This is a genomic window from Pseudomonas sp. B414, assembly GCF_055408445.1.
Genome location: NZ_JBUZTQ010000015.1, coordinates 70,542 through 86,781 on the forward strand (window position 1 = coordinate 70,542; position 16,240 = coordinate 86,781).

Genomic DNA, 16,240 nt, shown 5'->3' on the forward strand with positions numbered 1-16,240 from the left:
TTAAATGTCCTTTTGCTTGGTGCCGAAGATCTTGTCGCCGGCATCGCCCAAGCCCGGGATGATGTAGCCGTGCTCGTTCAAACGCTCATCAATGGAGGCGGTGTAGATGGTCACGTCCGGGTGAGCGGCTTCAACAGCAGCAATCCCTTCAGGTGCAGCAACCAGCACCATGGCGCGGATTTCCTTGCAACCGGCTTTTTTCAGCAGATCAATGGTGGCAACCATCGAGGAGCCCGTGGCCAGCATCGGGTCGATAATCATCGCCAGACGCTCGTTGATTTCCGGTACCAGTTTTTCCAGGTAGGTGTGCGCCTGCAGGGTCTCTTCGTTGCGGGCAATGCCCACAGCGCTGACTTTGGCGCCCGGGATCAGGCTCAGTACACCTTCGAGCATGCCGATACCGGCGCGCAGGATAGGGACGACGGTAATTTTCTTACCGGCGATTTTTTCAACCTGGACAGTGCCACACCAGCCGTCGATATCGTAGGTTTCGAGGGTCAGGTCACTGGTGGCTTCATAGGTCAGCAAAGCGCCGACTTCCTGAGCGAGCTCGCGGAAATTCTTCGTGCTAATGTCAGCACGACGCATCAGGCCGAGTTTGTGACGGATTAGCGGATGGCGTATCTCACGGATAGGCATAGGGAAAAACTCCGGGGGGCAGGCAAAAAAACCGGCCTAGATTAATCTAATCCGGGGTGATGTCCTACAGACATTACTGCACGTTAGTCCATAAATGCTTGATCTGAGCCATGCGGATGCGTACCTTTGCCCGCTTTTCTTGCACAACCCCCCCTGGAGAGCGTCATGTCTGCTGATCTCGAGCATATCCGTCAAATCATGCGAGAGGCTGACTGCCTGTACACCGAAGCTGAAGTCGAGGCGGCCATTGCCCGCGTTGGCGCGCAAATCACGGCTGAAATGGCCGAGACCAATCCAGTGGTATTTTGTGTGATGAACGGCGGCCTGATTTTTTCCGGCAAGCTGCTCACCCATCTGAAATTTCCGCTTGAAGCGTCATATTTGCACGCTACGCGTTATCGCAATGAAACCACTGGCGGCGACCTGTTCTGGAAAGCCAAGCCGGAAGTGTCGTTTATCGACCGTCACGTTCTGATCATCGATGACATTCTCGATGAAGGTCATACCCTGAGCGCGATCGTCGAGTTCTGCAAACACGCCGGTGCCCGTCAGGTGCACACCGCGGTGTTGATCGACAAGGACCATGACCGCAAGGCGCGTCCGGACCTGAAGGCCAATTACGTCGGTCTGCCGTGCGTTGATCGCTATGTCTTCGGCTATGGTATGGACTACAAAGGCTACTGGCGCAATGCCGCTGGTATTTATGCCGTTAAAGGTATGTAAGAAAGGACGCTGAAGCTTTCCCCTGGAGAGCTTCAACCCGCTATACCTCCACGAGAGCGCTGACATGCTGGCCATATTCCTTCAGACGCTCACGATTACCGCCCCGGTGTTTGCCATGCTGTTTCTGGGCGTGGTGCTCAAGCGTGTGGGCTGGATCAATGACAACTTTATCCATACTGCGTCGGCACTGGTGTTTAACGTCACCATGCCGGCGTTGTTGTTTCTGGGGATTTTGCATGCGGACCTGAGGGCGGCTTTGCAGCCCAAGGTACTGGCCTATTTTGTCGTGGCGACTTTTCTCAGCTTTGCCCTGGCCTGGGGCTGGTCGATCTGGCGCTGCCCCCGTGAGGATCGCGGGATCTACACCCAAGGTGCATTTCGCGGCAATAACGGGGTTATCGGCCTGGCCCTGGCGGCCAGCATGTACGGCGACTACGGGATTTCCCTGGGGGCAGTGCTCGCCGGCCTGGTAATCCTGCTCTACAACACCCTGTCGACCATTGTGCTGGCTGTTTATAGCCCGGTAATCAAGTCCGACCCGTGGAGCATCTGCAAAAGCGTGCTGAAAAACCCGCTGATCATCAGTGTTCTGGCGGCAATACCGTTTGCTCTGTTCAAGATCAGCCTGCCTGGCTGGTTGCAGGCATCGGGTGAGTACCTGGCGGCGATGACCTTGCCGCTGGCGCTGATTTGCATCGGTGGCACGCTGTCGTTGGCGAGTTTGCGTAAAAGTGGTGATTTGGCGCTGAGCGCCAGCCTGGTGAAAATGATCAGCATGCCGCTGCTGGCCACCTTGGGCGCCTGGCTCTGCGGTTTTCGCGGGCCGGAACTGGGGATTTTATTCCTTTACTTCGCCAGCCCGACCGCTGCAGCCAGTTATGTCATGGCGCGGGCAGCCAACGGCAATCATGAGTTGGCGGCAGCGATTATCGTGATCACCACCTTGATGGCAGCAATCACCACCAATATCGGCATCTTTGTGTTGCAGTGGGGCGGCTGGATTTAGTCTTATTGCCTGCGCCAGGCGCGCAGGGTACTGAACAGCAGAAACAGCAGCAGCGCCGGCAACACATAAAGCAGCATCAGGTGTTCAAGTTTACCGGCCAGCGGCATGCCGGTGGTGAAAGACACCACGTGCAGCCCATAGGCCAGGTACAGCCCCAGAAACAGCAGCCCTTCAGCCCGGGTGACACGGTAGCCGGTGTAGAACACCGGCAGGCACAGCGCTGCGACCCCCAGCATCACTGGCAAGTCGAACGCCAGGGCATTGGGCGAGACGGAAAGGGGCGCGGGTGCCACCAGGGCAGTCAGGCCGAGCACTCCCAGCAAGTTGAATACGTTGCTGCCAATCACGTTACCGACGGCAATCTCGCGCTGGCCGCGCAAGGCTGCGATCAGGGAAGTGGCCAGTTCCGGCAGCGAGGTGCTGACCGCAATGATGGTCAGCCCGATGATCCGCTCCGACAACCCCAGTTCGGTGGCAACCGTGACCGCAGCACCAAGCAGCAAATGGCCAGCAAGCCCGAGCAGAGCCAGGGCGCTGAGCATCAGCAGTATGTTATGCAGCCAGGAGGTGCGGGGCAGGTCGTGGTTGCTGTGATGATGGCCGCTGTGGCGCGACTGGCGCAGCAGCAGGGCCAGGTAGATCAGCAGGCCGCCCAGCAGGATGACGCCGTCCAGGCGGTCGAGTTGCTTGTTCAGGGCCAGGGCAAACACCAGGCCGCTGGCCAGGATCATCAGCGGGATATCCAGGCGCACCAATTGGCGGGACACACGCAACGGGATAATCAACGCCGAGAGCCCGAGGGTGACCAGGATGTTGAAGATATTGCTGCCGATCACACTGCCCACGGCAATGTCGGTGGAGTCACTGAGGGCGGCTTGCAGGCTAACGGTCAGCTGCGGTGCGCTGCTGCCCAGTGCCACTACCGTCAGGCCGATCAATAGGGGGCGCACCTTCAGGTTGGCGGCCATGCGCACGGCACAACGCACCAGCAATTCTGCTCCGGCGATCAACAGTACGAGGCCGCAGAGCAGTTGCAGCAGGTTCCACGGTGATAGCGCGCTCAAACCCAAAATGGCGACAACTCCCTCAATTAATCACTCAAGCCCTGCACCCGGACTTTGGCAGTCCCGGTACGCAGCATATCCAGTTGCTGGGCGGCCTTGCGCGAAAGATCGATCAGACGGCCACGGGTATGCGGCCCGCGATCATTGATGCGCACCACGACCGATTTGTCGTTGCTTAAATTGGTGACCAGCACCCGCGTGCCGAAGGGCAGGGCGGGGTGGGCAGCGGTCAGGGCATTCTGGTCGAATGGTTCGCCGCTGGCGGTTCGCTTGCCGTGGTGGCGAGAACCGTAATAGGAGGCAATGCCGGTTTTGTCATAGCCGCGAGGGTCTATGTCATGGCTGGCACAGCCGGCGAGCAAGCTGAGCAGGGCGCAGGCGCCGAGTAGCCGCTTCATGGGGAATCCTTATATTGCTGAGTAAACCCAAATCCTGTGGGAGCGGGCTTGCTCGCGATGCGGGCGGCGCGGTGTGTCTGTAAAAACCGCGTCGATACCATCGCGAGCCAGCCCGCTCCCACAGTTTGAGTTGCTTTAGCCTTCGAGCTTGCTCTTGAGCAGTTCGTTGACCTGTTGCGGGTTGGCCTTGCCTTTGGAGGCTTTCATGGCCTGGCCCACAAAGAAGCCGAACATCTTGCCGCGCTTGGCTTCGTCTGCCGCACGGTACTGCTCGACCTGGTCCGCGTTGGCCGCCAGCATTTCATCCAGCACCCTTTCAATGGCGCCGCTGTCGGTCACTTGCTTGAGGCCGCGCTTTTCAATGACTTCGTCGGCACTGCCTTCGCCATTGGCCATCGCTTCCAGCACCACTTTGGCGATCTTGCCGGAGATGGTGTTGTCTTTGATGCGCTGCAGCATGCCGCCCAATTGCTCGGCGCTGACCGGCGACTGGTCGATGTCCAGGCCCTGCTTGTTGAGCAGGCTGCCCAGCTCAACCATCACCCAGTTGGCCGCCAGCTTGGCGTCGCCGCTGATGCTTACGACTTTCTCGAAGTAGTCCGCTTGCTCGCGGCTCGAAGCCAATACGCTGGCGTCGTAGGCCGACAGGCCGAACTGCGACTGGAAGCGCTCGCGCTTTTGCGGTGGCAGTTCCGGCAGGGTGGCGCGCACTTCTTCGATAAACGAATCTTCGATGACCACCGGCAGCAGGTCAGGATCGGGGAAGTAACGGTAGTCGTTGGCTTCCTCCTTGCTGCGCATGGCGCGGGTTTCGTCCTTGTTCGGGTCGTACAGGCGGGTCTGTTGAATGACCTTGCCGCCGTCTTCGATCAGTTCGATCTGACGCTGCACTTCGCTGTTGATTGCCTTCTCGATAAAACGGAACGAGTTGACGTTCTTGATCTCGCAGCGAGTACCGAACTCGGCCTGGCCTACCGGGCGAATCGAGACGTTGCAGTCGCAACGCAGCGAGCCTTCGGCCATGTTGCCGTCGCAGATGCCCAAGTAGCGCACCAGGGCGTGCATCGCCTTGACGTAGGCCACGGCCTCTTTGGCGCTGCGCATGTCCGGTTCGGAAACGATCTCCAGCAGCGGTGTGCCAGCACGGTTCAGGTCGATACCGGTGGCGCCGCTGAAGTCTTCATGCAGGCTTTTACCAGCGTCTTCTTCAAGGTGCGCACGGGTAATGCCGACACGTTTGACGGTGCCGTCTTCCAGGGTGATGTCCAGGTGGCCCTTGCCGACAATCGGCAGCTCCATCTGGCTGATCTGGTAGCCCTTGGGCAGGTCCGGGTAGAAGTAGTTCTTGCGGGCAAACACGTTGTGCTGACCGATCTCGGCATCAACCGCGACGCCGAACATGACGGCCATGCGCACAGCTTCCTGGTTCAGCACCGGCAGTACGCCGGGCATGCCCAGGTCTACCAGGCTGGCCTGGGTGTTCGGTTCGGCACCAAAGGTGGTGGCGCTACCGGAGAAAATCTTTGATTGGGTGGCGAGCTGGGAGTGAATTTCCAGCCCGATCACAACTTCCCATTGCATATGTTTCTCCTCAGAAGCCGGCAGGTGAGCGCGTGTGCCAGTCAGTGTTGAGCTGATACTGGTGCGCAACGTTGAGCAGGCGACCTTCCTGGAAGTAAGGCGCAAGCAACTGCACGCCCACTGGCAAGCCGTCGACAAAACCGGCTGGCATCGACAGGCCCGGCAGGCCCGCGAGGTTGGCGGTAATGGTGTAGACGTCTTCCAGATAGGCCGAAACCGGGTCGCTGTTTTTAGCGCCGATTTTCCAGGCCGGGTTAGGCGTGGTTGGGCCGAGGATGATGTCGACTTCGTTGAACGCGGTCATGAAGTCGTTTTTGATCAGGCGGCGGATTTTTTGCGCTTGCAGGTAGTAAGCGTCGTAGTAGCCCGCCGACAGTGCGTAGGCACCGACCAGAATCCGGCGCTGTACTTCCGGGCCAAAGCCTTCGGCGCGCGAGCGCTTGTACAGGTCGGTAAGGTCTTTCGGGTTTTCGCAGCGATGGCCAAAGCGCACGCCGTCAAAACGCGACAGGTTGGACGAAGCTTCAGCCGGGGCGATCACGTAGTACGCAGGAATCGCGTGCTGCATGTTCGGCAGGCTGATGGGCTTGATCACGGCGCCGAGTTTTTCCAGCTCCTTGACGCTGTTGTGCACCAGTTCGGCAATGCGCGGGTCGAGTCCTTCGCTGAAGAACTCTTTTGGCACACCGATACGCAGGCCTTGCAGCGAACCATTAAGGCTGGCGCTGAAGTCCGGTACGGGTTCGTCGATGCTGGTGGAGTCTTGCGGGTCGAAACCGGCCATACCTTGCAACAAAATCGCGCAGTCTTCGGCCGTGCGCGCCAAAGGGCCGCCCTGATCGAGGCTGGAGGCATAAGCGATCATGCCCCAGCGCGAAACACGACCGTATGTCGGTTTCAGACCTGTGAGGTTGGTCAGGGCTGCCGGCTGTCGGATAGATCCGCCAGTGTCGGTGCCGGTCGCTGCAGGTAACAGACGGGCGGCAACGGCGGCAGCCGAACCACCCGAAGAACCACCGGGTACGTGCTCAAGATTCCACGGGTTTTTCACTGCGCCGTAGTGGCTCGATTCGTTGGCCGACCCCATGGCGAACTCGTCCATGTTGGTCTTGCCCAGCATGACGGTGCCTGCTGCGGCCAGCTTGGCGACCACGGTGGCGTCGTACGGAGCCTTGAAGTTATCGAGCATCTTCGAAGCGCAGCTGGTGCGTACGCCCTGGGTGCAGAACAGGTCCTTGTGCGCGATCGGGGCGCCCAGCAGGGCACCGCTTTCACCGTTGGCGCGACGTGCGTCAGCGGCCCTGGCCTGCTCTAGCGCAAGGCTTTCGGTGATGGTGATGAAGCTGTTGAGCTGAGGGTCGAGCTGGGCGATACGCGCCAGCAGGGTCTTGGTCAGCTCTTCGGAAGAAAACTTTTTATCGGCGAGTCCGCGGGCGATCTCGGCCAGAGTCAATTGATGCATGCAGGCTCTTTCCCTTTACTCGATGACTTTCGGAACCAGATAGAGGCCGTTTTCGACCGCTGGTGCGATGGACTGATAAGCCTCGCGATGATTGCTTTCAGTCACGACGTCTGCGCGCAGGCGCTGGCTGGCTTCCAGTGGGTGGGCCAGAGGCTCGATACCGGTGGTGTCGACTGCCTGCATCTGATCAATCAGCCCCAAAATGCTGTTAAGGGCTTCGGTGGTGCGTGGAATATCGGCATCATTGAGGCCAAGACGGGCCAAATGAGCGATTTTTTCCACGTCGGAGCGGTCTAGCGCCATGGGATTCTCCAGTGGAAAACAGGACGGATGCGATCCGTGTGTTAGATTGTCGGAACACTACCGCATTTCTACGGTCACATGGCCGCGATTATGGGAGTTGGTGCTCAGAAAAGCGCCCAATTTAACATATTGGCGCCTTGCCCAAAATCCCTGTCGTTGTTAGAGTTTGCCGCACTTTTTTACCCACGCGTTGCCTAGGGTCCCTTTCCCATGTTCAAGAAACTGCGTGGCATGTTTTCCAGCGATCTTTCCATCGACCTGGGCACTGCCAACACCCTTATTTACGTGCGTGAGCGCGGTATTGTCCTGAATGAACCATCGGTTGTGGCCATTCGGACACACGGTAACCAGAAAAGTGTCGTTGCCGTCGGCACCGAGGCCAAGCGCATGCTCGGCCGTACACCGGGCAACATTGCTGCCATTCGTCCGATGAAAGACGGCGTTATTGCCGATTTCAGCGTTTGCGAAAAAATGCTGCAGTACTTCATCAACAAGGTGCATGAAAACAGCTTCCTGCAACCCAGCCCTCGCGTCCTGATTTGCGTACCTTGCAAATCGACTCAGGTAGAGCGTCGCGCCATTCGTGAATCGGCACTCGGTGCCGGTGCCCGTGAAGTGTTCCTGATCGAAGAGCCAATGGCTGCTGCCATCGGTGCCGGCTTGCCGGTAGAAGAAGCACGCGGTTCGATGGTTGTCGATATCGGTGGTGGTACCACCGAAATCGCGCTGATCTCCCTCAACGGTGTGGTTTACGCTGAATCCGTACGGGTTGGCGGCGACCGTTTCGACGAAGCGATCATCACGTATGTGCGCCGCAACTACGGCAGCCTGATCGGTGAATCGACTGCCGAGCGCATCAAGACCGAAATCGGCACAGCTTTCCCGGGCGGTGAAGTACGTGAAGTTGACGTGCGCGGCCGTAACCTGGCAGAAGGCGTACCACGTGCCTTCACCCTGAACTCCAATGAAGTGCTAGAAGCTCTGCAAGAGTCGCTGGCAACCATCGTTCAGGCTGTGAAAAGCGCGCTGGAGCAGTCTCCGCCAGAGCTGGCTTCGGATATCGCTGAGCGTGGCCTGGTGCTGACCGGTGGTGGCGCCTTGCTGCGTGACCTCGACAAGTTGCTGGCCCAGGAAACCGGTTTGCCGGTTATCGTTGCCGAAGACCCGCTGACCTGCGTTGCGCGTGGCGGTGGCCGTGCGCTGGAAATGATGGATAAACACACAATGGACCTGCTCTCCAGCGAATAAGATCGTCTGGTGCAGTCCTTTGGTTATCACCAGAAGGTAGCACTTTGCAGTGCTGCCTTTTGGCGTTTATCTTTTGTCAATCTTCATCCAGGCCGCTTGAAGCCGTATGAATAAATTGAACACTTGCCCCGGAGGAGCGGCTTATTAAACCGCTCTTTTCCAAAGGCCCCTCATTGGGCGTGCGCTTTCTGGTGCTGGTCGTGCTATCGGTCACGCTGATGGTAGTGGACGCTCGCTTCACGTTGCTCAAGCCTGTGCGCAGTCAAATGTCGCTGGTGCTGATGCAGTCCTACTGGATCACCGATTTGCCGCAGCGCTTGTGGCAGGGTGTGGCCAGTCAGTTCGGCAGTCGTACTGAACTGGTAGCCGAGAACGAGAAACTCAAAACCGAAAACCTTCTGCTTCAAGGCCGCATGCAAAAGCTGGCTGCCTTGACCGAGCAGAACGTTCGCCTGCGTGAGTTGCTCAACTCTTCGGCGCTGGTCAACGAAAAGGTTGAAGTGGCCGAGTTGATCGGCATGGACCCAAACCCCTTCACCCATCGCATCATCATCAACAAGGGTGAGCGCGACGGCGTTGTATTGGGGCAGCCGGTGCTCGATGCGCGCGGGCTGATGGGGCAGGTGGTTGAGCTGATGCCTTACACCTCCCGCGTGTTGTTGCTGACAGATACCACCCACAGTATTCCGGTGCAGGTGAACCGTAACGGTTTGCGTGCGATTGCCAGCGGTACGGGTAACCCCGAGCGTCTGGAATTGCGTCATGTGGCGGACACTGCGGATATCAAAGTGGGCGACCTGCTGGTCAGTTCGGGCCTGGGGCAGCGCTTCCCTGCTGGCTATCCGGTGGCTACGGTCAATGAGGTGATCCACGATTCGGGTCAGCCTTTTGCCATTGTGCGCGCAGTGCCGACGGCGGCGTTGAACCGCAGTCGCTACCTGCTGTTGGTGTTCAGCGACAGCCGCACCCCGGAAGAGCGCGCCAATGATGCGGCCAAGGCCCAGGAAGCTGAACAGAACGGTGAAGCGCCGCCAATTGTTCCGGCGACAGTGCCCAAGCCGGTCGTACCTGCTGCGCCTGTTGCACCGGCAGCTGTGGCTCCAGCCCCGGTGGTCAGCGATCCCAAGGCCGTGAAAAAACCTGCAACCCCCGCCGCAGTCAAGCCGCCAGCCGCTGTGCCGGCTACTACCCGGGAGAGGCAATAATGGCGAGTACCCGTTCGAGAAATGGCTGGATCATCTGGCTGACGTTTGCCATCGGCCTGTTGCTCAGCATTTCACCGATGCCGCAGTTCATGGAAATCCTGCGCCCGCTCTGGCTGGCCTTGCTGCTGGCCTTCTGGGCCTTGTACATGCCGGATAAAGTGGGCATGGTCACTGCGTTCTGCCTGGGCCTGGCGGAAGATGTGCTGTACGGCACCTTGCTGGGGCAGAACGCCCTGACCCTGACCCTGATTACCTTCCTGGTCCTGTCACTTCAGCAGCGCCTGCGGGTGTTCCCGATGTGGCAGCAATGCCTGGTGCTGCTGGTGATATTTGGCCTGGCCCAGCTTGCCCAGTTGTGGCTCAGTGCATTGACCGGTAATCGCCAGCCGACCCTGGCTCTGGTATTGCCGGGTGTGGTCAGTGCCTTGTTGTGGCCCTGGATCAGCTACGGCCTTCGCGGGCTGTGCCGACGTTTCAAAATCAATTAACTGGATACGAGCCATTTCCTGGTTTGTGCACCTCGACAGGGAGATGTCTTGATGACTTCGCTTTATCTGGCCTCTGGCTCACCGCGCCGACGCGAGTTACTGACTCAAATCGGCGTGCCGTTTGAAACGGTCAGCGCAGCCATTGACGAAACTCCCCTCCCGAATGAATCCCCTGTGGCCTATGTCGAGCGCCTGGCGCTCGAAAAGGCCCGGGCTGGACGCCAACAACTGCTGACCTCCATGCCGGACGATGGGTTTTGCGTGCTGGGGGCCGACACGGCCGTAGTGCTCGATGCGCACATTCTCGGTAAACCGGTCGACGAGGCCGACGCCTTGGCTATGCTCATGGCGCTGTCGGGTCGAGAGCATGAAGTGTTGACCGCCATCGCAATTATTGACGCCGTGCGTTGCGAAACCCGAGTGGTACGCAGCCAGGTACGCTTTCGAAACATCAGCAAACAAGAAGCCCGCTTGTACTGGGCTAGCGGTGAACCCCAGGATAAAGCCGGTGGTTACGCCATTCAGGGCCTGGCTGCGGTGTTTGTAGCGGGGCTCAATGGCAGTTATTCCGCTGTTGTGGGATTACCCGTGTGCGAAACCGCAGAACTGCTCGGGCATTTCGGCATACCCTGTTGGCAAAACCTTACCGTGCGCTGAATACCGCACCTACGAGACGTGGCACTACTGTGATGACGCCTGAACGAGACCCAGCCATGAGTGAAGAGATCCTGATCAACATCACGCCGATGGAATCGCGCGTGGCGGTGGTAGAGAACGGTGTTCTGCAAGAGGTGCATGTCGAGCGTACCCAGCGCCGGGGCATTGTCGGCAATATCTACAAAGGCAAGATCGTCCGGGTTTTGCCCGGCATGCAGGCGGCCTTTGTCGATATCGGCCTGGACCGTGCGGCGTTTATTCATGCCTCCGAAATTTCCCTGCGTGAAGGCCAGGCTGTTGAAAGCATCAGTACCCTGGTGCACGAAGGCCAGAGCCTGGTGGTGCAGGTCACCAAGGATCCGATTGGTTCCAAAGGTGCGCGCCTGACCACTCAGCTGTCGATTCCTTCGCGTTATCTGGTGTATATGCCGCGTACGGCTCATGTCGGCATTTCGCTGAAGATCGAAGATGAAGCCGAGCGTGAGCGCCTTAAACAGGTGGTCAGTGATTGTGTGGCCCAGGAAGGTATCAAGGAAGCCGGTGGTTTTATCCTGCGCACGGCAGCCGAGGGTGCCGGGGCGGATGAAATCCTGATGGATATCCGCTATCTGCGTCGCTTGTGGGATCAGATTGGGGCTCAGATTCAAACCGTTGGTGCGCCGACAGTGATTTATGAAGACCTGGGCCTGGCGCTGCGTACGCTGCGTGATCTGGTCAGTCCAAAGATCGAGAAAATTCGCATCGATTCGCGGGAAACCTTCCAGAAGACCACTCAGTTTGTTGCCGAGTTGATGCCGGAAATTGCCGATCGCCTTGAGCACTACCCGGGCGAGCGGCCGATTTTTGATTTGTATGGTGTCGAAGACGAAATCCAGAAAGCCCTGGATCGCAAGGTGCCGCTCAAGTCCGGCGGTTATCTGGTGGTCGACCCGGCCGAGGCCATGACCACTATCGACGTCAATACCGGCGCCTTTGTGGGCCATCGCAACCTTGAAGAAACCATCTTCAAGACCAACCTCGAAGCGGCCACCGCCATTGCCCGGCAACTGCGCCTGCGCAACCTGGGCGGCATCATTATCATCGACTTTATCGACATGGAAGATGAAGAGCACCAACGCCAGGTGATCCGCACCCTGGAAAAACAACTGGAGCGTGATCACGCCAAGACCAATATCATCGGTATTACCGAGTTGGGCCTGGTACAGATGACACGCAAGCGTACTCGCGAAAGCCTTGAGCAGGTGCTGTGTGAGCCTTGCGTGTGCTGCCAGGGCCGCGGCAAGCTGAAAACCCCGGAAACCATCTGCTACGAAATTTTCCGTGAAATCCTGCGCGAGGCCCGGGCCTATCAGGCGACAGGCTATCGGGTACTGGCCAACCAGAAAGTGGTTGATCGTTTGCTGGATGAAGAGTCGGGCAACGTTGCGGAGCTGGAAGGATTTATCGGCCGTACGATCCGCTTTCAAGTTGAAACCATGTATTCCCAGGAACAATACGACGTGGTGCTGCTCTGAAGTCTCAGGCGTCGTATGGCGTTAAAAAGGGGCTGAACTCAGCCCCTTCGATCATTATTGAAGGGGCCACCTGACATGGAGCGTCTGACACGCTTTTTTGCCGCGCTGACCCGTTGGGGGTTGGGCGCGTGCGCCCTGGTGTTGGTGCTGACTGCGCTGTACGTCAGCCTGGGCCGCGAACTTGCGCCCCTGGTTGCCGAATACCGCGTAGAAGTCCAGAACAAGGCGCGCGAAGCCTTGGGCATGCCATTGACCATCGGCAGCCTGGAGGGCAGTTGGAGCGGCATGGCGCCGGTGTTGCGGGCCCACGATGTGATGGTCGGCGAGGGCAACAGCGCCCTGCGTCTGGACGAAGTGCAGGTGGTGCCTGATGTATGGGCCAGCCTGATGAGCCGCGATATCCGCATTGCCCGCGTGCAACTCAATGGCTTGCAACTGAGCTTGCGCCAGGACAAGGACGGCCACTGGACTCTCGAAGGCTTGCCGGTACAGGACGACCAGCCGCTGGACCCCGAGCAACTGCTCAATCAATTGCAGCACGTGGCCCAGTTGTCCGTGCTCGATAGCCAGGTGACTCTCGAACCCTACAAGCAAGCGCCGCTGACCCTGACCTATATGGGCCTGACCCTGGATGTCGGCGCTTCGGATCAGCGCCTCGATGCCCGGTTCACCTTGCCCGATGGCCAGCCTGTAGCGCTGAGCCTGAAAACCCAGGTCCAGGCCAGTCGCTGGCGTGACGGTGCAGCCCAGGCTTATGTGAGCTTGCCGCAAAGTGATTGGGCCAAGTGGCTGCCGGCTTCGCTGATCGCGCCGTGGAAAATGTCTGAACTCAAGGCCGGAGGCGAGCTCTGGTTCAACTGGAGCAAAGGCTCGGTACAGAGCGCGGTGGCGCGCTTGAATGCGCCAAGACTCAAGGGTGCCTACGCTGATCGCAAGCCTGAAACCATTGATAATCTGGCGTTGCATGCCTGGGCTGAGCGGGGTACGCAGGGTTACAAGGTGGCGCTCGATTCACTGGCCATGAACCTGGGTGAAACCCGCTGGCAAACCCGCATGCAGTTGCAGCAGTTCGCGGCCACCGACAAGGAGCAGCAGCGCTGGCACTTGCAGGCCGACCGCCTGAACCTGACCCCGATTACGCCACTGCTCGACTCGCTGGCGCCCTGGTCTGACGCTGTGGCCAAGGTGGTCGATCAGCTCAAGGTCACCGGGACGCTGCGCAATGTGCTGGTCGACTTCCGTCCTGATGCCACGGACGATCAAAAACTCAGCTTCGCTGCAAATTTGCAGCAGGTCGGCTTTGATGCCACCCACGGTGCTCCTGCCGCGCGCAATGTCAGCGGCCTGATCAGTGGCGACCTGGGCAAGGGTGAATTGCGCCTGGACAGCAAGGACTTCATGCTGCATCTGCAGCCGATCTTCGCTAAACCCTGGCAGTACCTGCAAGCCAATGCCTTGCTGACCTGGACCCTGAATAAAGACAGCTTCACCCTGATTGCCCCGTACATCAAAGTGCTGGGGGAAGAGGGCAAGATCGCGGCCGACTTTTTGATCCGTATTCACCTCGACCACTCCCAGGAAGACTACATGGACCTGCGGGTGGGGCTGACCGATGGTGACGGCAGTTTCACTCCCAAATACCTGCCTGAAGTCTTGAGCCCAGCGCTGACCGAGTGGCTGAGCACGGCGATTATCAAGGGTGCGGTGGAAGAGGGCTTTTTCCAGTATCAAGGCTCGCTGAGCCACGATGCGGTTGCGGCGGCGCGCAATATCAGCCTGTTCTTCAAGGTGCATGGTGCCGAACTGGCGTTCCAGCCTGGCTGGCCCCATGTGCGCAATGTCTCGGGTGATGTGTTTATCGAAGACAGCGGTGTGCGGATCATGGCCAGCAAAGGCCAGTTACTCGACACCCAGGTGCGCAACGTTGCCGTGAGCATTCCCCATGTGCCCAGTGGCAAGGTCAGCCACCTGTTTTTGGATGGTGACTTTGATGGCGGGCTGGGTGATGGCCTGAAAATCCTCCAGGAGGCGCCCATCGGTACTGCTGAAACCTTTGCCGGCTGGCAGGGTGAGGGCTCGCTCAAGGGCCGTGTCGATCTGGATATCCCGCTGGAAAAAGGCGTAGAGCCGAAAGTGGTGGTGGATTTCAACACTGACAAGGCCCGTTTGAAAATCAGCGAGCCCGAGTTTGAACTGACCCATCTCAAGGGCGATTTCCGTTTCGACAGCGCCAAGGGCCTGAGTGGCAAGGGCATCAGCGCCCGGGCGTTTGATCGTCCGATCACGGCGCAGATTTTTGCCGACGGCAAGCCTGGCCGTATCAGTACTCGCGTTGTGGCCAGCGGCCAGGTGGGGGTTAAAAAGCTGACGGACTGGCTCAAGTTCGATCAGCCGATCCCGATTACGGGTGATTTGCCCTATCAGCTACAACTCACCCTGGACGGTGCTGACAGCCAGTTGCGGGTCAGTTCCAGCCTTAGAGGGGCAGTGGTCGATTTACCAGCACCCTTCGGCCTGGCGGCCAATGAAAGCCGCAACAGCGTGTTCCGCATGACCCTGCAAGGGGCTGAGCGCCGCTACTGGTTTGACTATGGCGACCTGGCCAACCTGACCTTCGCCGCACCCAACGGCAAGTTTGAAGACGGCCGTGGTGAACTGTTCCTCGGTGATGGCACTCCGCTGTTGCCCACCAGCAAAGGCCTGCGTATTCGTGGCGTGCTGTCGGAACTGGACGTTGCCCCATGGCAAGCGCTGGTTGAGCGCTATGCCGGTAATGACCCGGGTGGCAGTGCCAAGCAACTGCTCAACAGTGCCGATTTCAAGGTCGGCAAATTGATTGCCTTCGGCACCCAGCTGGATCAGGTGCGCTTGATCATGAAGCGCACCGCCGCAGCCTGGGCGCTACAAATCGACAGCAAACAGGCCATAGGTGCTGTGACCTTGCCGGATGCGAAAAACGCGCCGATTGTGGTGACGATGCAGAGCATTCGACTGCCAGCCCCCGACCCCAAGGTTGTGGCTGACGATAATGCGCCGGACCCGCTGGCCGCGGTTGACCCGCGTAAAATTCCGGCACTGGATATCATTATTCGTCAGCTCTATCAGGGGCCTGACCTGCTTGGTGCCTGGTCACTGAAAATACGCCCGAACAACCGCGGTATTGCTCTTAACAGTCTCAATCTGGGTCTTAAGGGCTTGCTCCTCGAAGGCTCGGGCGGCTGGGAAGGCGTCGCAGGTAATAGCAAGAGCTGGTATCAGGGGCGCCTGGGCGGCGGCAACCTGGGCAACGTATTGAAGAACTGGGGCTTTGCACCCAGTGTGACCAGTGAAAATTTTCATCTGGACGTGGACGGCAACTGGCCGGGTTCACCGGCCTGGATCGGCCTCAAGCGTTTCTCCGGCACACTGGACGCCACGCTCAATAAAGGCCAGTTTGTCGAGGTCGATGGCAGCGCTCAGGTGCTGCGCATCTTTGGCCTGCTGAACTTCAACGCCATTGGTCGCCGTCTGCGCCTGGACTTCTCCGACCTGTTTGGCAAAGGTTTGAGTTATGACCGGGTCAAGGGCGTACTCAATGCCAGCAACGGTGTATACACCACTGGCAAACCGATCCTGATGACCGGGCCGTCTACCAATCTGGAGCTTAATGGCACCTTGAACATGGTCACCGACCGGGTCAATGCCAAGCTGCTGGTGACCTTGCCGGTGACCAACAACCTGCCCCTGGCCGCATTGCTGGTGGGTGGCCCGGCGGTAGGCGGTGCGGTGTTTTTGCTCAACAAGCTGATCGGTGATCAGGTTTCGCGCTTCGCCAGTGTGCAATACAGCATTCAAGGCCCGTGGAACGATCCGAAGATCACCTTCGACAAGCCTTTTGAAAAAAACTAGGAGTAGCATTGCCGGCAGGCTCGGGCCTCACAACATCTGTGGGAGTCGGCTTGCCGGCGATGGC

At 58.8% G+C, this 16,240-nt stretch carries 14 protein-coding genes; 8 read left to right on the top strand and 6 right to left on the bottom strand.

Annotation, left to right across the window (positions count from 1 at the left end; all coding sequences use genetic code 11):
* A complete protein-coding gene (gene upp, locus ACZRMH_RS14545; protein ID WP_095001117.1) occupies positions 1 to 639 on the bottom strand; it encodes a uracil phosphoribosyltransferase in 639 nt (212 codons plus the stop codon).
* A gap of 165 nt (positions 640 to 804) precedes the next feature.
* Here upp and ACZRMH_RS14550 point away from each other — a divergent pair, with 165 nt between their 5' ends.
* The gene (locus ACZRMH_RS14550; protein WP_464013969.1) at positions 805 to 1,362 is read left to right on the top strand and encodes a hypoxanthine-guanine phosphoribosyltransferase; all 558 of its coding nucleotides are present in this window, start codon (positions 805 to 807) and stop codon (positions 1,360 to 1,362) included.
* A 64-nt stretch (positions 1,363 to 1,426) separates the two neighbouring features.
* The gene (locus ACZRMH_RS14555; protein ID WP_464013970.1) at positions 1,427 to 2,368 is read left to right on the top strand and encodes an AEC family transporter; all 942 of its coding nucleotides are present in this window, start codon (positions 1,427 to 1,429) and stop codon (positions 2,366 to 2,368) included.
* Between the two features lie 2 nt (positions 2,369 to 2,370).
* On the opposite strand, the gene ACZRMH_RS14560 is transcribed toward ACZRMH_RS14555, so the two are convergent.
* From ACZRMH_RS14560 to gatC, 5 genes are all read right to left on the bottom strand, one after another.
* Positions 2,371 to 3,408: a calcium/sodium antiporter gene (locus ACZRMH_RS14560; RefSeq protein WP_464014011.1), complete on the bottom strand. Its 1,038-nt coding sequence runs from the start codon at positions 3,406 to 3,408 to the stop codon at positions 2,371 to 2,373.
* A gap of 50 nt (positions 3,409 to 3,458) precedes the next feature.
* The gene (locus tag ACZRMH_RS14565) at positions 3,459 to 3,830 is read right to left on the bottom strand and encodes a septal ring lytic transglycosylase RlpA family protein (protein WP_464013971.1); all 372 of its coding nucleotides are present in this window, start codon (positions 3,828 to 3,830) and stop codon (positions 3,459 to 3,461) included.
* Between the two features lie 135 nt (positions 3,831 to 3,965).
* Entirely contained in the window at positions 3,966 to 5,411 is a 1,446-nt protein-coding gene (gatB, locus tag ACZRMH_RS14570; RefSeq protein ID WP_464013972.1) for an Asp-tRNA(Asn)/Glu-tRNA(Gln) amidotransferase subunit GatB, read from the bottom strand.
* Positions 5,412 to 5,421: 10 nt separating this feature from the next.
* Positions 5,422 to 6,873: an Asp-tRNA(Asn)/Glu-tRNA(Gln) amidotransferase subunit GatA gene (gene gatA, locus ACZRMH_RS14575; RefSeq protein ID WP_464013973.1), complete on the bottom strand. Its 1,452-nt coding sequence runs from the start codon at positions 6,871 to 6,873 to the stop codon at positions 5,422 to 5,424.
* Positions 6,874 to 6,888: 15 nt separating this feature from the next.
* The gene (gene gatC, locus ACZRMH_RS14580) at positions 6,889 to 7,176 is read right to left on the bottom strand and encodes an Asp-tRNA(Asn)/Glu-tRNA(Gln) amidotransferase subunit GatC (RefSeq protein ID WP_016781778.1); all 288 of its coding nucleotides are present in this window, start codon (positions 7,174 to 7,176) and stop codon (positions 6,889 to 6,891) included.
* A gap of 210 nt (positions 7,177 to 7,386) precedes the next feature.
* Between gatC and mreB the strand changes: the two genes are divergently transcribed.
* From mreB to ACZRMH_RS14610, 6 genes are all read left to right on the top strand, one after another.
* Complete coding sequence (gene mreB, locus ACZRMH_RS14585; RefSeq protein WP_003439856.1) at positions 7,387 to 8,424, top strand: rod shape-determining protein MreB; 1,038 nt, start codon at positions 7,387 to 7,389, stop codon at positions 8,422 to 8,424.
* Positions 8,425 to 8,615: 191 nt separating this feature from the next.
* On the top strand, positions 8,616 to 9,629 hold the full coding sequence (mreC, locus tag ACZRMH_RS14590) for a rod shape-determining protein MreC (RefSeq protein ID WP_464014012.1): 1,014 nt from the start codon (positions 8,616 to 8,618) through the stop codon (positions 9,627 to 9,629).
* Positions 9,629 to 10,117 (top strand): rod shape-determining protein MreD, encoded by a 489-nt coding sequence (gene mreD / locus ACZRMH_RS14595; RefSeq protein WP_464013974.1) that lies wholly within the window; start codon positions 9,629 to 9,631, stop codon positions 10,115 to 10,117. The genes mreC and mreD overlap by 1 nt, the downstream gene beginning before the upstream one ends.
* 51 nt (positions 10,118 to 10,168) lie before the next feature.
* Entirely contained in the window at positions 10,169 to 10,774 is a 606-nt protein-coding gene (locus ACZRMH_RS14600; RefSeq protein ID WP_464013975.1) for a Maf family protein, read from the top strand.
* 56 nt (positions 10,775 to 10,830) lie between these two features.
* Positions 10,831 to 12,288, top strand: coding sequence for a ribonuclease G (gene rng / locus ACZRMH_RS14605; RefSeq protein ID WP_464013976.1), 1,458 nt, complete (start codon positions 10,831 to 10,833; stop codon positions 12,286 to 12,288).
* 75 nt (positions 12,289 to 12,363) lie between these two features.
* Positions 12,364 to 16,176: a YhdP family protein gene (locus ACZRMH_RS14610; protein ID WP_464013977.1), complete on the top strand. Its 3,813-nt coding sequence runs from the start codon at positions 12,364 to 12,366 to the stop codon at positions 16,174 to 16,176.
* Positions 16,177 to 16,240: the final 64 nt, after the last annotated feature.

Excerpts from the sequence above, each read along its gene's own strand:
- ACZRMH_RS14610 (WP_464013977.1), top strand. The coding sequence starts at position 12,364 with ATGGAGCGTCTGACACGCTTTTTTGCCGCGCTGACCCGTTGGGGGTTG.
- ACZRMH_RS14555 (WP_464013970.1), top strand. The coding sequence starts at position 1,427 with ATGCTGGCCATATTCCTTCAGACGCTCACGATTACCGCCCCGGTGTTT.
- ACZRMH_RS14565 (WP_464013971.1), bottom strand. The coding sequence starts at position 3,830 with ATGAAGCGGCTACTCGGCGCCTGCGCCCTGCTCAGCTTGCTCGCCGGC.
- gatA (WP_464013973.1), bottom strand. The coding sequence starts at position 6,873 with ATGCATCAATTGACTCTGGCCGAGATCGCCCGCGGACTCGCCGATAAA.
- ACZRMH_RS14600 (WP_464013975.1), top strand. The coding sequence starts at position 10,169 with ATGACTTCGCTTTATCTGGCCTCTGGCTCACCGCGCCGACGCGAGTTA.
- gatC (WP_016781778.1), bottom strand. The coding sequence starts at position 7,176 with ATGGCGCTAGACCGCTCCGACGTGGAAAAAATCGCTCATTTGGCCCGT.
- upp (WP_095001117.1), bottom strand. The coding sequence starts at position 639 with ATGCCTATCCGTGAGATACGCCATCCGCTAATCCGTCACAAACTCGGC.
- ACZRMH_RS14550 (WP_464013969.1), top strand. The coding sequence starts at position 805 with ATGTCTGCTGATCTCGAGCATATCCGTCAAATCATGCGAGAGGCTGAC.
- rng (WP_464013976.1), top strand. The coding sequence starts at position 10,831 with ATGAGTGAAGAGATCCTGATCAACATCACGCCGATGGAATCGCGCGTG.
- mreD (WP_464013974.1), top strand. The coding sequence starts at position 9,629 with ATGGCGAGTACCCGTTCGAGAAATGGCTGGATCATCTGGCTGACGTTT.
- gatB (WP_464013972.1), bottom strand. The coding sequence starts at position 5,411 with ATGCAATGGGAAGTTGTGATCGGGCTGGAAATTCACTCCCAGCTCGCC.
- mreB (WP_003439856.1), top strand. The coding sequence starts at position 7,387 with ATGTTCAAGAAACTGCGTGGCATGTTTTCCAGCGATCTTTCCATCGAC.